This window comes from Acinetobacter sp. YH12152, assembly GCF_013418285.1.
Classification (GTDB): Bacteria; Pseudomonadota; Gammaproteobacteria; order Pseudomonadales; family Moraxellaceae; genus Acinetobacter; species Acinetobacter amyesii.
The window spans coordinates 1-16,838 of record NZ_VPCH01000027.1 but is presented as its reverse complement, the minus strand read 5'-3'; the positions used below and the strand labels follow the sequence as shown (position 1 = coordinate 16,838).

At 40.8% G+C, this 16,838-nt stretch carries 14 protein-coding genes; 8 read left to right on the top strand and 6 right to left on the bottom strand.

Translation table 11 applies throughout. The features are described 5' to 3' along the window. Window positions 1-186: 186 nt before the first annotated feature. Window positions 187-1,143: a TauD/TfdA family dioxygenase gene (locus tag FTU83_RS10115; RefSeq protein ID WP_078190229.1), complete on the top strand. Its 957-nt coding sequence runs from the start codon at window positions 187-189 to the stop codon at window positions 1,141-1,143. A gap of 107 nt (window positions 1,144-1,250) precedes the next feature. Here the strand turns inward: FTU83_RS10115 and FTU83_RS10110 are convergent, their stop codons facing one another. Further along, a complete protein-coding gene (locus FTU83_RS10110) occupies window positions 1,251-2,162 on the bottom strand; it encodes a LysR substrate-binding domain-containing protein (RefSeq protein ID WP_180007677.1) in 912 nt (303 codons plus the stop codon). Window positions 2,163-2,336: 174 nt separating this feature from the next. On the opposite strand from FTU83_RS10110, the gene FTU83_RS10105 reads away from it, so the two are divergent. Continuing rightward, complete coding sequence (locus tag FTU83_RS10105) at window positions 2,337-3,119, top strand: pirin family protein (RefSeq protein WP_257222576.1); 783 nt, start codon at window positions 2,337-2,339, stop codon at window positions 3,117-3,119. 94 nt (window positions 3,120-3,213) lie between these two features. On the opposite strand, the gene FTU83_RS10100 is transcribed toward FTU83_RS10105, so the two are convergent. Further along, a complete protein-coding gene (locus FTU83_RS10100) occupies window positions 3,214-4,197 on the bottom strand; it encodes an alpha/beta hydrolase (RefSeq protein ID WP_257222578.1) in 984 nt (327 codons plus the stop codon). 335 nt (window positions 4,198-4,532) lie between these two features. Between FTU83_RS10100 and chrA the strand changes: the two genes are divergently transcribed. Beyond that, entirely contained in the window at window positions 4,533-5,771 is a 1,239-nt protein-coding gene (gene chrA / locus FTU83_RS10095) for a chromate efflux transporter (RefSeq protein ID WP_180106400.1), read from the top strand. A 34-nt stretch (window positions 5,772-5,805) separates the two neighbouring features. On the opposite strand, the gene FTU83_RS10090 is transcribed toward chrA, so the two are convergent. Both FTU83_RS10090 and sthA read right to left on the bottom strand, forming a co-directional pair. After that, on the bottom strand, window positions 5,806-6,918 hold the full coding sequence (locus FTU83_RS10090; protein WP_180106402.1) for an AAA family ATPase: 1,113 nt from the start codon (window positions 6,916-6,918) through the stop codon (window positions 5,806-5,808). Between the two features lie 142 nt (window positions 6,919-7,060). Next, window positions 7,061-8,476, bottom strand: coding sequence for a Si-specific NAD(P)(+) transhydrogenase (sthA, locus tag FTU83_RS10085; RefSeq protein ID WP_078190237.1), 1,416 nt, complete (start codon window positions 8,474-8,476; stop codon window positions 7,061-7,063). A 206-nt stretch (window positions 8,477-8,682) separates the two neighbouring features. Here sthA and lipA point away from each other — a divergent pair, with 206 nt between their 5' ends. From lipA to FTU83_RS10070, 3 genes are all read left to right on the top strand, one after another. Continuing rightward, a complete protein-coding gene (gene lipA, locus FTU83_RS10080) occupies window positions 8,683-9,696 on the top strand; it encodes a lipoyl synthase (RefSeq protein ID WP_078190238.1) in 1,014 nt (337 codons plus the stop codon). A gap of 421 nt (window positions 9,697-10,117) precedes the next feature. Then, window positions 10,118-12,631, top strand: coding sequence for an acyl-CoA dehydrogenase (locus FTU83_RS10075; protein ID WP_180106404.1), 2,514 nt, complete (start codon window positions 10,118-10,120; stop codon window positions 12,629-12,631). 159 nt (window positions 12,632-12,790) lie between these two features. After that, entirely contained in the window at window positions 12,791-13,177 is a 387-nt protein-coding gene (locus tag FTU83_RS10070) for a carboxymuconolactone decarboxylase family protein (protein ID WP_005008801.1), read from the top strand. A gap of 104 nt (window positions 13,178-13,281) precedes the next feature. On the opposite strand, the gene FTU83_RS10065 is transcribed toward FTU83_RS10070, so the two are convergent. Together FTU83_RS10065 and FTU83_RS10060 are read right to left on the bottom strand one after the other, a co-directional pair. Then, the gene (locus FTU83_RS10065; protein WP_078191893.1) at window positions 13,282-13,539 is read right to left on the bottom strand and encodes a hypothetical protein; all 258 of its coding nucleotides are present in this window, start codon (window positions 13,537-13,539) and stop codon (window positions 13,282-13,284) included. A 186-nt stretch (window positions 13,540-13,725) separates the two neighbouring features. Beyond that, window positions 13,726-14,904, bottom strand: a complete 1,179-nt coding sequence (locus FTU83_RS10060) for a trypsin-like peptidase domain-containing protein (RefSeq protein WP_180007671.1) — start codon at window positions 14,902-14,904, stop codon at window positions 13,726-13,728. A gap of 169 nt (window positions 14,905-15,073) precedes the next feature. Here FTU83_RS10060 and FTU83_RS10055 point away from each other — a divergent pair, with 169 nt between their 5' ends. Continuing rightward, window positions 15,074-15,832, top strand: a complete 759-nt coding sequence (locus tag FTU83_RS10055; protein WP_168379171.1) for a Nif3-like dinuclear metal center hexameric protein — start codon at window positions 15,074-15,076, stop codon at window positions 15,830-15,832. A gap of 156 nt (window positions 15,833-15,988) precedes the next feature. Further along, on the top strand, window positions 15,989-16,615 hold the full coding sequence (locus FTU83_RS10050; protein WP_078192384.1) for a superoxide dismutase: 627 nt from the start codon (window positions 15,989-15,991) through the stop codon (window positions 16,613-16,615). Window positions 16,616-16,838 lie beyond the last annotated feature (223 nt).

Genomic DNA, 16,838 nt, shown 5'->3' with positions numbered 1-16,838 from the left:
TGTTATATCAACACTACAACAGCAGTTTTTTAGCTATTTTCTACACGATTCAATAAAAGCTGCATTTTCAGCATATTAGTATTAATAATACGTTTTTTCATAAACTTAGCTTATTTTTTAATTTTCCATCCTGCGCTTTCTTCCATAGATTAAGTCTCAATAAAGAACAATTTGAGAACTTATGAAATGACCGCATTAACTCAACTTTCGCAAGCCATCCATGATGCTCCACGTTGGCATCAAGCAGAACAATTTCAAGATGGCAATGAAATTCGTATTGAAGCGCAACATGACCAAGCTTTGGGGGCTGTGGTTTATGGTTTAGATGCGCGTAAAGCACAGTCTGGGGAAACCATCTACCGTTTAAAACAAGCGTTGGCAGAACACTTGATTTTAATTTTTAAACATCAAAGTCTAGATGATTTACAGTATCTCGCGTTTGCAAGCTACTTCGGTTCAATTTTCCGTCCTGGTGCAGATATTCCTGTGCTAGCGTCACAAGATGATACCGGTACACCACCAGACGTCGTACCTGTTTCAAATGCAGTCGGCAAAGGTGACTATACTGGACATGGTGAATTGGCTGCGCATGCAGACCATCAGTGGACTCCGCTGCCATCTTTTGGTTCATTACTCTATGCCATTGAACTGCCACAAGACGGTGGACAAACCTCATGGTATAACACCATTAAAGCCTATGAAGCTTTAGATGAAGCGACACAAAAACATTTAGACCAACTTCAACTCATTACATACAACCCATTTGTCCGTGCCAAAAATAATAAAGGCACAACGGGATATGGCGCTACACCGCTTTACCGTTTCAAAGACCAACCGATTGTTGGACATGCCTATCCACATCCGCTTGTACGTACCCATCCAGAAAGTGGCCGTAAAGGTCTGTGGTTAAATGAACGATCTGAAGTGGAATTGGTTCACTACGATGATCAGTCAGGCAGTGAATTGATTGCATCTTTACGTGAACATTTATTGAAACCTGAGTTTCGATATGAACATCAATGGGAAGAAGGTGACATTGTATTTTGGGATAACCAAGCCACTTTACACTCACGCCGCCCTTTCCCTTCAGACCAACGCCGCTTATTAAAGCGAATTAGCCTAGCAGGAGGACGACCATACTAATGTTGAACTTCATGCCAACAATAAAAAATAAATAACCCAGTAAAATCCGTGTTTGAGCAATAACTCCAAATAATTAAAATTTTAAAACAATAAGAACACTGCTCAAATTACGGATGATCTATATCTAATGCCTTAAAACCTGAAATTAAATGATCTAACATCGCACGCACACCCGGCAGCATGCCTTGTCGTGTCGCGTATGCAACATGGATTGCCCCTTGCGGCAATTGCCATTCAGGAAACAGTTCAATTAACTCACCACTTTTTAAAGCATCACGTACAAACACTTTGGGCAAAGAAGCGATTCCCACGCCAGAAAGAGCAGCAGAAATCATCGCACTAAAACTGTCAGTTCTTAAGCGTGGATGAAATTCAATTTGTTGAGTTTCACTTTTTTCACGATGTCGGAAATCCCAAAAATGTTTAGGCCGATCAAAACCAATACACGGAAAATTTTGAATCTCAGCCAATTGCTGTGGTATTTCACGCTCGAAGAAAAGTTGTGGCGATGCCACCAAAACATGATCCCAAGCATCTAAATCTCGAACGATCAAATCACTATCCATTAAAGGCATATTACGAACACGAATGGCTAAATCTACGCCTTCCTCAATGACATCAACCCGATGATTGGTCGCCATGAGATGCACACTGACCTCAGGATATTGCTGCATAAAATCGGTGACCATTTTTGCAACAGGCATTTCCACCAAAGCCACAGGACAAGAGATTTTAATTTGGCCACAGAGTTGATCGTTCAACGTACTGAGCACAAAGTTTTCCGTTTCGCTGACTTCCTCTAAAATTTTTAAGCAGTGTAAATAGAACTGTTGTCCTATTTCAGTCACAGTAAATTTTCGCGTATTACGTTGAATCAGACGTACACCCAAACGGGTCTCTAACTCTGTAATACGGCGTGATAGTTTAGACTTTGTAATACCCAATGCTTCACTGGCTTTGGTATAACCTTGGTATTTCACCACTTGCACGAAGTAGTAATAGTCATTTAAATTTTGCATGATTGTTTCATTTTTAGAATAATCTGTTGAGTTTTTCGCCCTGTCATTCCCTCACTATACCTCAATAATAGATCTCAGAAGCAATAAATTGAGGGCTGAATTATGAATCCAATCAAACGTGTTTATCATAGTGATCGTATTACTTGAGTGGGCGATGGTTTCCCAACTAACTCTATGCTCCCTATGCAAGAAATGGGCAATCAAACCAGTTCATTTCTCGTTATGGGCTATACCGGCCAATATCATTTCTCTCCAAGTCATCATCAACGTGGTGTTGGATCACATCCACATCGTGGCTTTGAAACAGTGACCATTGTTTATGAAGGTGAATTGGAGCATTTTGACTCTAAAGGAAATCACGGCAGCATTGCCAAAGACGAAGTGCAATGGATGACTGCGGGTCGAGGCATTATGCACGAAGAACACCATTCTAAAGATTTTGCCAAAACTGGCGGAAATTTAGACATGGTACAACTTTGGGTCAATTTACCTAGTCATGCCAAAATGACTGAACCTCGCTATCAAGAACTGACAACAGCCAATATTGCTGAAGTAAAGCTTGCACAAAATGCAGGCGTGGTACGCGTCATTGCTGGCCAATTTGAAGATACATTGGGCGCCGCTGAAACCTTTAGCCCGATGAATAATGTATTGGATGTGCGCTTGAATGCAAATGCTGAACAGGAATTTTCATTCAACCCACAGTGGAATAACATGATTTTTGTATTAAGTGGGGCGATCGAAATTGAAGGTCAACGCTTTGATGCGAAACAGACTTTATATGTGAGTGACCAAGTATCGTCCTTGAAACTTAAATCTTTTGAAACAACCAAACTGCTTATTTTAAGTGGCGAAGCTTTAAATGAACCGATTGCGGCACATGGACCATTCGTCATGAATACTGAAGATGAAATACGCCAGGCATTTTATGATTTTCAACATGGTCATTTTGCTTAAATATTTCCACGATAAAGTCCCAATAAAAAAACCGCCTTCTGGCGGTTTTTTTATATCTATGTTGGTATGAATTACGCATCACGCTTTCAACAGATTATTGCGTGACTTTTTGATAAAACGCATCTATTGCATTGACCATTTGCTCAAGTCCCGGCTGTTCCAAAGGATAATGTCCTGCATTTTTCAACAGCACGACATCGACTGGAACTTGGTGAATCCGTGCTAAAAATGGCTGCCTTAAAGCCAAAGGCGTCCAGCGGTCTTGTTCAGGCTGCGTTAGTAAAATTGGGCAGACATCAAACTGCTCCGGTGCCGTGTCATTTTTATAATATAAATACGAATCTAGAAATTTAACCGATACACTATTCCCAGCTGACGTTTTATCTTTTAAAAAGACCTGCAATGCTGCGTCATTATTCACCAAGCGATGCATTTTACTTACCCACCGCATCGGCATTGGCAATGCTGATAATGGTGTATGTGCTGTCACATGAGCCAGTGGGCTGCCCACGCGGCTCATAAATTTATTCAAAGAGACTTGATCACGCACAGTTTTATTTGAAGTGTCTAAAAAGGTCATACCGACGATGCCTTTGACCTTTTTATTCTTTGCCGCCACGTGATAGGTCAACATACCACCTGCACTAAGCCCATACAAAACGATAGGACGATGATCTTTTTGTAGCTCGGCTTCAATGAGGTCATTACCTGCTTGAACCCAATCATCATAACGAATTTTTGAGCCCTTTTTGACTTGGGTGAGGCCATAACCGGGCATATCAATAGCGATAGTTTCATAGCCACGTTGTGCCAAAGGATGCCCCAAAATCATCGACATTTGTCGACCATTTGTTCCCACACCATGAAACAGAATCACCTTCACTTTTGCCTGTGGATGCCGATAAGTATCTAAGTGAACAGTATGACCCTGCCAACTCCACCACTCTTCTTTGGGTCGCTGCGTTTCTGTTAAATGGTATTCTTTGGGTAGATAGTGCTGAATGCCCTGCCAACTGTTTTGATCTGTATAATTTGCTAATGCTTGTGAAGCAAGTAGCTGATCATCTGCAAATGCCATGATTGAAAGTAACGATGCAATGCCACTCATCAACCACTTCAATAAAGCGCTCAAAATTTCTGATAAGGTGTCTGATTTTGGAGAAGTCATTTTTAGACAATTTTTTATGTGTATGTGCTGATGCTAATCAGCGGCGGAAACCGACGCCATGTGCATGTGGGACAGCACTATGTCACTTCGTCCAATTATCTTTTTCCCTGCTAAGCACTTCAAAATATTTTTGAAGCAGGATTTACATACTCCTGCAATAATCAGCCTTTAAGATCTTTTAACTTTCATAATTTTATCCTTTAGAAATTCATAACCTTACTTTTGATTTTAAATATTGGTAACGCATGAGCCAGTCCAAACCACAACGAAACCTTGTCATCTTTCTCACCTTTTTAAGATTAGGGTGTATTGCATTTGGTGGACCTGCTGCGCATTTAGTGTTGTTTTTTCAATATTTTGTGAAACAAGAAAAATGGATAACGGAGCATGAATATGCGCATTTGCTTGCCTTGACTCAAGTCCTTCCAGGCCCAACCAGTAGCCAGCTCGGCATGGCGATTGGATTTCAACTCAACCGCTATCAAGGTGCTTGTTTGGCGTGGTTAGGCTTTACTTTACCATCCGCCCTGCTGATGTGTGCCGCGGCGATTTTAAGCTTAAAACTTAGCGATCAACTCTCAACACAGTTCTTTCATGTTATTCAGTTGATTGTCCTTGCTGTGGTTACATGGGCATTTTGGCAAATGATGCGAAGCTTCTGTAAAACAAAATTTCAGTATCTAGTCATGCTTTTAGCTGCATTTTTTATTTATTTCTTTCAATTTTCTTTAAATCAAGTTTTGGTGATTTTATGCGCTGCAATTATCGGTTTAGTTTTATCGTCAAATCAATTACACAGCCAAAAGCCAAATATCGCCGAAACATTTCCACCCAAACATGACAATTTTAGCCGGAATGCACATGAAAATACTTGCACCTCTTGGCTATGGCTTCTCGCCTTTATCAGCCCTTTTTTCGTTCTGCCATTCTTCGATATACAACATAGCAATATATTGGCTTTCAGCTTAGAAAGCTTCTACCGCACAGCATCCCTCGTCTTTGGTGGTGGACATATTATTTTGCCATTTTTACATCAGGACTTTGTCTCTACAGGACTGATCAGTAATGAAAATTTTGACTTAGGCTATGCCCTTGCGCAACTCATGCCGGGACCTTTGTTTAGTTTCGCCGCCTATCTCGGCACACTTTTACCCATGACTGATGTGCTACTCTTAAATGCTGTACTCGCGACTGTGGCGATATTTTTACCATCATTTTTATTATTGTTTGGCTTATTACCGTTTTGGAATAAGTTGATGAAATACCCGATGCTTTTCGGCACCTTAAAAATAATCAATGCTGCTGTCGTCGGTCTATTACTGTGTCTACTATTTCAAATGAGCCAGAAATACATCATTCAATGGACGGACTTTATATTTGTTGCCGTCGTTATTGCTTTACTTCGCAGCAAGCTGCCAGTCTGGTTTAGCCTAATAAGCAGTTTTATCGGCTATTATGCTTTTTTAACTTTTCTACCTTTTTAAACTTAAGCAAAAAAACTATAGCTAAAGGAATAATCTAATCCTCATCGATTAAGCTTGCGCCCTTGACCACGGTCTTCCCCTCGACTTGATCTAGTTGATAATGCTGCACATCACTATACTGTTTGATCATTTCAACCAGTTCATTGGAATGTGTGGTCAACCAAAGCTGTGTATAGCGACTTGCTTCGGCAATCAGCATCGCCAAGGCAGGTAATAAATCGGGATGTAAGCTATTTTCTGGCTCATTCAGTGCCATAAAATTTGGGGGTCTTGGACTCAACAAAGCCACGGCTAAACACAAAAACCGTAAAGTCCCATCTGAAAATTCGGCACTTTCCAAAGGTCTTAAGATCCCTTGCTTTTGCATCATCATTTGAAAGCGCCCACCCATTTCCTGCACATAAAATTGGGTCTGCGGAAAGGCTTTTTCTAGTACTTCAAACAAGGTTTCACTGTTGCCACGCTCACGTAAAGTTTCAAAGGCTGCGGCTAAATTTGTGCCATCATGCGCTAAAACCGGCGAACGAATGCCCACCTGTGGGACACGGATCGGTGAATTTCCACTGACAGAAAACTCATGATAAAAACGCCAGTTTTTCATGGTCTCACGCACTTGTGAAACTTCGGGATATAAGTGTGGATCGGACAATTGTCCAAACACCGACTCTTCTGGTGTTAATGCCATCGGATAAGCAATCCGTTCTTCATCAACATTTTTAAGAAATGCCGCTTGGTTGGTTCTTTCCAACAACTCACTCATTTTTCGACGTTGATAGCCGCTCAACCAAATTCCTTCTAGTTTGACCAAAGGATCGAGTGCAAACATCGTAATAAGCGGTTCAGGGAAACCAATTTCAAGTTGATATTCATAATGTTCCATCTCCACCGCAAGCTTCATGCGCTTAGGATCTTTCGATCGATCACCCGCACGGTGACCACCTGCCCACATGATTTTTTGAATCCCGCCTTCATTTGCAATAGCTTGGGATAATTGACCATTTGCAGCTTCATGCAAGAGACGTACTGCTTTATATAGATTGGATTTACCACAACCATTCGGACCACTGACGATATTCAGACGCGATAAGGTCAGATTCATATGATGAATAGATCGAAAACCTTGAATGGTCACTGAACGGATCGTCATAAGCTACCTAAAATGAGTTGGAAATGCTGATGATTATAAGTGGATTGAATGTATATTTTGCATACACTTTATTCTTACCATAAAAAACCCGCAAGCCGAAACTTACGGGTCTTTCATTGTACATTCTAAGTTCAATTTAGCCTTAGAATAAACGGTTCATACCATTCAATGTTGCCACACGGTACGCTTCCGCCATAGTCGGATAGTTAAATGTGGTTTCTACGAAATATTTAATCGTATTGTTCGGGCTGTTCATCACAGCCTGACCAATGTGGATAATTTCCGCAGCATTATTACCGAAGCAATGAACGCCTAAAATTTCTAAAGTATCACGATGGAACAAAATTTTAAGCTCGCCCACGGTATCACCGGTAATTTGCGCACGTGCCAAATGACGGAAAGATGCCTGCCCCACTTCATACGGAATTTTTTCTTCTGTTAACTGTTGTTCAGTTTTACCAATCGAAGAAATTTCAGGAATCGTATAAATACCTGTAGGAATATCCGTTACAGGTGCAATTCCTTCTTCACCGCTCATGTTAGAACCGGCACAGCGACCTTGGTCATATGCAGCAGATGCAAGTGAAGGCCAACCGATTACATCACCCGCAGCAAAGATATTCTCTACTTCAGTTTGATATTGATCATTCACGGTTAATTGACCACGGCTGTTTGGTTTGATACCTACATTTTCTAGGCCTAAACCATCTGTATTACCAGAACGGCCGTTACACCACAAAATCGCGTCGGCTTTAATTTTCTTACCACTTTGCAAGTGCAGAACCACATGATCATCATGTGTTTCAAGATGATCAATCTGTTCGTTGTGGCGAATCAATACACCCTGCTCACGTAAACGATATGACAATGCATCTGAAATTTCATCGTCTAAGTAGCTGAGTAATTTGTGTTGTGTATTGATCAAGTCAACTTTGTGGTCTAGACCAATAAAGATAGACGCATATTCACAACCAATCACACCTGCACCATAAATGATGATTTTTTGGATTGAATAATCCAGATCCAAAATTTTGTCTGAATCAAATACGCGAGGATGATTAAAGTCTAAAGCAGCTGGACGGTAAGGACGTGAACCTGTAGCAATCACTAATTGCTGGAATACTAAAGTTTCCGTCATACCTTCATTGCTAAAAATCAAAACAGTGTTTTGATCTTGGATATACGCACGGCCGTGGAAAATATCAATTTTATTACGGTCATAAAAACGTGAATGCGTTTCAACTTGTTGTTGAATCACTTTATGCGCATTACGTAACACCTGTTTCATCGTGAACTGTTTCCATTCACCGACTTTTTGGAACATAGGGTCACGTTGGTAACGTAAAATGCTTGAAACGGTCTGACGCAATGCTTTACTTGGAATTGTTCCTACATGGGTACAGTTACCACCAAGCTGTTCACGCATATCTACAATTGCAACTCGCTTACCTGATTTAGCAAGTTTCATTGCAGCGCCTTCACCCGCAGGGCCAGAACCCAGAACTACCGCATCGTATTTCACGAAAGTTCCACTAACGACCTCTTTCTTACGTGGCATTCAACGCTCCTTTACAAATATTCTTTAATCTAGGCTGTATTATGACGTATATCCTAACTTTTTTGGATATTTAGCTCACATATATTATGTGATAACCACATTTATTATATGAATATCGTTTTCCCCCTATTTAAGCTCAAGTCCGCTATAATGATTGAGCTAATTTTTTGAATATCTCCTCGTCAAAAACAGTGGAAAAGTTGAATATGTCTGAGAACCGTAAACCTGTACAGGGTGTAAAACTTCGTGGCGCAGAAAAAGTCGCTCGCATACCTGTGAAGGTCGTGCCAACGGTTGAAACGCCTCGTAAGCCTGACTGGATTCGGGTCAAAATGGCTGCCCCTGATGAAGTTCAACGTATTAAAACAACTTTGCGCGCACAAAAATTACATACCGTGTGTGAAGAAGCGGCTTGCCCGAACTTACCTGAATGTTTCGGTGGCGGTACTGCAACCTTTATGATTATGGGCGATATCTGTACTCGTCGTTGCCCATTCTGCGACGTTGCGCATGGTCGTCCCAATGCTCTTGACCCAGATGAACCACGTCACATGGCAGAAACCATTGCCAATCTTGGTTTGAAATATGCCGTAATTACTTCTGTCGACCGTGATGACCTTGTTGATGGCGGCGCACAGCACTTTGTTGACTGTATTAAAGAAGCTCGTGACTTGAGTCCAAAAACACTTTTGGAAATTTTAGTCCCTGACTTCCGTGGTCGTATGGATGTTGCCCTTCGTATTATGACGGAGTGCCCTCCTGATGTGTTTAACCACAACATTGAAACTGTGCCACGTTTGTATAAAGCAATGCGTCCGGGTTCTGACTACCAACACTCTCTAAACTTATTAAAAATGTTTAAAGAATACTGCCCAGATGTACCAACTAAATGTGGTTTGATGGTCGGTATTGGTGAAACTGAAGAAGAAGTGATTGCGTTATTAGACGACTTAAAAGCACACGATGTTGACTATGTCACCATTGGCCAGTACTTACAGCCCTCTAAAGAACATGCTCCTATTGACCGTTTTGTAAGCCCAGAAGAATTTGAGCGTTACACTGCACATGGCCAAAAGCTTGGTTTCAAAAACATTTGGGCTGCACCAATGGTCCGTTCAAGTTACTTTGCTGACCGTCAATACTATGGTGAGCCAGTGCCTGCGGTACGTCGTAAAACTGATCCTGCAAAGAAAATTGCAGTTCAAACCATTGAAGCTTAATCACTCTAAGATTTAAAACATCGCAAATTAAAGCCCTCATTGATTGAGGGCTTTTTTGTGGCTTTCACACTCAGCCCAATTCGTTAACAAATATAAGATCTTTCGAAAATAGTGCGTTCCTTTAAACGGTATCCAATATTCATCCAATATATCGAATTATCCAAGTTTACGTAATGTGACATTTCTTTGCCCGATAGGGATTGTATTGTGATTATTTATTAATCAATCTATTGAAAACACTTTATTTGCGCTTTCATGATATTCGCGCAATTGTCCAATCATACTCACCAGCCGAGTGATGCCATTTTGACAGTCTCATGCACTTTAAAATCAGAAAGACAAAAGATGAGATCATTTTTAAACGCATGTAGGCTGTTTTAAACGCATAACGCTCTGGCCCTTGTCACTGGAGCCATAACAAATGCTATTTATACTCAGTGCCGTACTCTTTATTTTTGCTCTTTGGGCCGTTTTTTTCTTTGAACTTTCACGTGCTGTAGGCGCAATAACATTGATATTCGTTTCAATTGCACTCGCCTTTTTAAGCCCATGGTCATTAATACTTGGCATCCCTCTTATTGCTTTAAGTTTAATTGTGTTGATTGACCCACTGAGGCTCAATCTACTCACCAAACCAGCCTATAAAACCTTAGCAAATGCGATGCCGAGTATGAGTACTACGGAACGTGAAGCGTTGGATGCAGGAACAAGTTGGTGGGAAAAAGAGCTATTTATGGGCGCGCCTGATTGGAAAAAATTTGAGGCTTATCCCTATCCTCAGCTTAGTGCTGAAGAACAATCCTTCATTGATAATGAAGTCGAACAACTTTGTGCCATGCTCAACGAATGGGATATTCACCATAAACATAAAGACCTCCCACCAGAAGCTTGGCAATTCATTAAGGATAATGGTTTCTTAGGACTAGTGATTCCAAAATCTTACGGGGGCCGTGAATTTAGTTCATATGCACAAAGCCGTGTCATGAGCAAGATTGCATCTCGCTCACTCACTGCCGCAGTCAGTTGTATGGTGCCCAACTCTCTTGGACCGGGGGAATTACTTCTACACTATGGTACCGAAGCACAAAAAGACAGATACCTCCCTGGCCTTGCAAAAGGTGAAGAAATTCCATGTTTTGGACTCACAAGCCCTGAAGCAGGCTCAGATGCAGGCGCTATTCCAGATACAGGTGTTGTCTGTTATGGCACCTTTGAGGGACAACAAGTGCTCGGCTTAAACATGAATTTCTCTAAACGCTGGATTACCCTTGCACCGATTGCCACCGTCATTGGTCTTGCATTTAAGTTATACGATCCTGATGGCTTATTAGGAGATAAAAATAAAACGGAATATGGCATCACCTGCGCGCTGCTACCGGCGAGTCATGACGGTGTCATTACAGGCCCTCGTCATAATCCAGGCTCACCATTTATGAATGGGACAGTTGAAGGTAAAGATGTCTTTATTCCCTTAGACTGGATCATTGGTGGGATAGAAAATGCCGGTAAAGGCTGGCGTATGCTGATGGAATGCTTAGCGGTTGGTCGTGGTATTTCACTTCCTGCATTGTCAACGGCAGCCGGAGAAATGGCATATTTAAACGTCGGCGCATTTGCCAAAGTTCGTCAGCAGTTTAAAATTTCTGTAGGTAATTTTGAAAGTGTACAAGAAGCTTCGAGTGATATCGCATCAGATGCTTATATGCTTGAAGCATTTCGCTATTTGGTGACTTGTGGTTTAAACCAAGGCGGCAAACCTGCTGTAATGACTGCAATGGCCAAATACTATGCCACTGAAACCATGCGTAAAGTAGTCAATCATGGCATGGACATCGTCGGTGGACGTGCCGTGCAGATGGGACCTCGTAATTTTTTAGCATTGAATTATCAGGCCATTCCTGTGTCAATTACTGTCGAGGGTGCCAATATTCTAAGTCGCTCTTTGATGATTTTTGGACAAGGCTCAATGCGGTGCCATCCATATTTATTTGAAGAGCTGCAATTACTTCAAGCCGAAGATAAAAACACTGCACTCAATACATTCAATGAAATGCTCTTTAAGCACTTAGGGTATACCTTTAACCGAACTGCACGCGCATTTGCTTATGCGTTCACAGGTGGTCCATCAGACTCACCTGCTTCAGCAGATGAATTTAGCCACCCCTACTATAAAAAAATTAACCGCTTCAGTGCCGATTTCGCGCTGACTGCAGATATGTGTCTTGGCCTTTTAGCCGGCGATATTAAACGTAAAGAAATGCTCTCTGGACGACTTGCAGACATTCACTCTTATTTATTTATAGCGACAGCTATTCTTAAATATTATGAACAAGGTCAAAGAAGCGAAGCTGAACAACTACATGCACAACTTGCATTAGATAAAGCTTTGTACAATGTCGAAGAAGCTTTCCATGGCTTATTTGATAACTTCCCAATGCGACTGGCAGCAAGCGTAGTAAAAATCATCTGCTTTCCGTTTGGACGAGTTGTTGCTAAACCGACAGACCGTTTAAAACGTGAAGTTGCCACTCAAATGATGCTAGACAATACTTTCCGCCAAGAACTGAAAAAACACGTGTATTACAGCACTGCAGCAGATGAAGTTTCTGGTCGTATGGAAAATGCCTTTTTACAATTGTTGAAAATTGAACCGCTGTGGAACCAATTTAAAAAAGCTGAATCTAAAGGTCAATTCAAAGGTTTAACTTTTGAAACACATATAGCCGATGCGATTGCACAAAAAGTCATTACAGCCTCTGAAGCTGAACAGCTCAGCACTTACAACATTCAACGCTATGACAGCATGCTCACAGATGTATTTGACATGCAGCTCATCCACGAACTTGAGCTATCCAATCCACATTTAACCGTTTCACCAGAAGTGAAAAAGCAACAACACACCGATGATGAACCAGAAGCATTTCTGCGATATTAATCAGCTTCTGCATCGCTTTTAAACTTAATTTTTCTCAAAATAAAAGCCATTCCATTCTTAAACAATGGGATGGCTTTTTTATACGACCATCAGCCAATGGTATCGCAGAGTCAAAGGTATAGGCTGTACTGCAAAATTACATCACAGAGGGTTTGCTACATGTCACAACAAGATTATGAAAATGGCTTAAAAGTTCGTACTGAAGTTATGGGTGAAAGTTTCGTTAAACGTGCTCAAGACAATACCGTGCCATTTACTCAACCTTTGCAAGATTGGATTAATGAGCATGCATGGGGTTCAACTTGGCAGCGTGAAGGCGTTTTACCCCGTAAATATCGCTCACTGATTACTATTGCATTTTTAACAGCACAAAAAAGTCCGACAGAACTCAAAGGTCATGTCCGAGGTGCTTTAAATAACGGGGCGACTGTAGAAGAAATTCAGGAAGTGTTACTTCATAGTTTGCCATATTGTGGTGCACCAGCGACTCAAGAAGCCTTTCGTGCGGCGCTTGAAGTCATTAACGACTATCAAAAATCTGAATAAGATACTGCGTTATAAAACAGTTTTAGAAAACTACGCTTAGCGTGGTTTTCTAAAGGGTTTCATCTTGTTTTTAACTTAGGACCTTAAATGCAGTGAATCCCGAATCAAATCCAGTAGACATTAAAATTATAGAAGAATTCATTCACTTCAAATCGAACTTGATATCCCAATTCTGTAAGCTCAGCAGATAAACTTCGAATCTCTTCTAAAGCTAAATGCTTGGGTAAAACCGTAAATACGGCGGTATTCCCCTGTTTGGCATTTTCCTCAATCAGCAAAGCCAAACGTGTCTTATATAAGGCGATATCTAAATTGGCTTGACTGGATAAAACTTTGGCATGTTCAGCGGGTAAAAAGCTCATATTCTTATACGCTTATCTGATTATTATTGCTTATAAATTAAGCCAAATTCAGCAAAGCGTGCAATGCATTTTTGTAATTGATATTTCAATTTCAAAGCGCATTGTTTGGCGCAAACGAAGCTCTTCAAAGCGATATACAAAAAAAGGAAATCAAAAAAAATCCCTCATGAAGAGGGATTTTCTATGCTAGCGGGGTAATGGAATATATTGCGAGTCACTGTTTTGAGTTTGCAGTTTACGCTCTCCCACTTGTACCGGCAATGTCATCGCCTTTCCGTCTCGCTCAATCTCAATTTGCATAGTGCTCAATGGCGCTTGTTGTGCAACGTAGTTGATTAAATGCGAAGTCGAGGTAATCAGCTCATTATTCACTTTCATGATTTTATCACCACGTTTTAAACCTGCTTGTGCTGCAGGCCCATTACGAATGACATCTGCGACAATCACACCATTCACCCGTGGATCTAAAATATTTTCTTGTTTAATTGGAAGTAAACTAATACCTAACCAACCACGAACCACTCGCCCATCTTTTAAAATAGCGTTCAATACTTGTTGACATACTTTTGCAGGAATGGCAAAACCAATCCCCAAAGAGCCACCTGACTGCGAGAAGATCGCGGTATTTACACCAATTAAGTTCCCTGCAACATCAATTAAAGCACCACCAGAGTTGCCGGGGTTGATCGCCGCATCTGTTTGAATAAAGTCTTCGTAAGTGTTGATTCCCAAATCTGAACGACCTGTAGCTGAGATAATCCCTTGCGTAACCGTCTGACCCACGCCAAAAGGGTTACCAATCGCTAGGACGACATCACCGACTTCATTGCCACTTAGCTTAAATGGCAAAACCGGTAATTGACTCATTTCAATCTTAATCACAGCTAGGTCTGTATCTGGGTCTGTACCCACAACTTTCGCTTCAGCACGACGACCATCATGTAAAGCCACAACGATCTGATCGGCCTGTGCGATCACGTGGTTATTCGTCAAAATATAGCCATCTGGACGAACAATCACACCTGAACCTAAACTATTTTCGTTTTGATTGGTTTGATCTGGAAGTTGATTACCAAAAAACTCACGGTAAACAGGATCATTTAATAAAGGATGATCCAATTGTTTCACTTTTTGCGTAGTGAAAATATTGACAACCGCTGGAGCCGCAACTTTTACCGCAGCACTATACGAAACTACACCGCCTGTACGCGACGTATCAATGAGGGGCTCAACCTTTTCTGCAGGCATTTTGACCCCATCTGGGGCAATGGGTGCTTTAGGTTTTTGAACCTGTTGCCATGTAAAGAAACCGATGATCACAAGTATTAATAATACCCAAGGTAACCATGTAAAGGTCCGACGCACGTCTATATCCTCTAAATTTTATAATTCATTGATGGCTAAATAATTTATATCGTATTGTAATGTAATATTTTCAACAAACTTAAAAATAAACACAGAGATTTGTGATTCTTTAGTTACAATTTAAACAATCGTAAATTTTGATGCATCTTTTTGAGATTTTGGACAGTATATGGCTCAGTTAAGTGAAATTATTCAGTGGTGTGATAGCACACTCAAAGCACATGAATTTAAGGACTATGCTCCCAACGGCTTGCAAATTGAAGGCTCAGCAGAAGTGCATAAAATTTTATGTGCAGTTACCGCGTCACAAACAGCGATTGAAGCCGCGATAGCAGCAAAAGCTGATTTGCTATTGGTACATCATGGTTATTTTTGGAAAGGTGAAGCTTACCCAATCACTGGTATGCGCGGCAAACGCATCAAAAGCCTGATCAAAAAAGATATTTCATTAGTTGGCTATCACTTACCTTTAGATAGTCACCCTACTTTAGGTAATAATGCAGCGATAGCAGATTTGCTCGAATTAGAGAATATTGAAGCCTTAGATCCTACTGAGCGCAATCCTATTGGTAATGTTGGTTATTTAAAACAAGCAATGACTCCAGCGGCGTTTAAAGACTTCGTTTCTGAAAAATTAGGATTTGATGCCATTCACCTACCGGCAGATAAACCATCGATTCAAAAAATTGGTTTGTGTACGGGTGGCGCACAAGACTTTATTGGCAAAGCCGCTGCATTAGATTGTGATGCGTACATTTCAGGTGAAGTGAGTGAACGTACTTTTTACGAAGCTGAAGAATTAAATGTGCATTATTATGCATGTGGACATCATGCAACTGAAAGATATGGTGTACAACGACTCGCAAAAGCTATTTCAGAACAGTTCAATATTGAGTATAGTTATTTCGAATTAAACAACCCGATTTAATTTAAATCGTCCTGGTCTTTGGCTCAGTCCTTATACGTATATTTTCAGGCTTTATTCTGTATTGTTATTTATAAGCAATGCGCATTTTACTGCAAGAATCTATTACAATAACGGCACTTAATGTCAAAACCCAGCAAAATGCAAGGAATTGAAAACATGACAACGATTACTTTACCAGCGTTACCTTACGGTTACGAAGATCTTGCTCCTCATATCAGCAAAGAAACTTTAGAATACCATCACGACAAACACCACAATACTTATGTGGTTAACCTAAACAAAGCAATTGAAGGTACTGACCTTGCTGGCAAAACTTTAGAAGAAATCATCACTGCTGTTAAAGGCGATGCTTCTAAAGCTGGTATCTTCAACAATGCAGCTCAAGTATGGAACCACACATTCTACTGGAACTGTATGGCTAAAAACGGTGGCGGTAAAGCTACTGGCGCTTTAGCAGCTAAAATCGACGAAGCTTTTGGTTCTTACGAAAAATTCGCTGAAGAATTTGCAAATGCTGCTGCAACTCAGTTCGGTTCAGGTTGGGCTTGGTTAGTTGCTGACGAAGTAAACGGCAACCTTTCTATCCTTAAAACTTCAAATGCTGACACTCCACTTGCACACGGTAAAGTTGCTGTGTTGACTATCGACGTTTGGGAACATGCTTACTACATCGATTTCCGCAATGCTCGTCCTAAATACATCTCTACTTTCTTAGAAAGTCTAGTGAACTGGGACTATGCAAACGCTAAATATGCAGGTCAAGCTGCTGGCGTTGAAAAATAAGTTTTAACCTTATTTTAAAGTCAAAAAAAATCACCCTTTTAGGGTGATTTTTTTATGGGCTCTACAATTTGTAAAGTTATAAAAGGTATTAGAACTGTAAGCGTCCGCTGAACACACCTTCTGAATTCATCCTATAAGCCTTAATTTAGTCCCCACTTAGAAACAAGTGGGGACTAAAATTTATGACTACAAATCATCAGACATCCATCGCATCTCTTGCGAA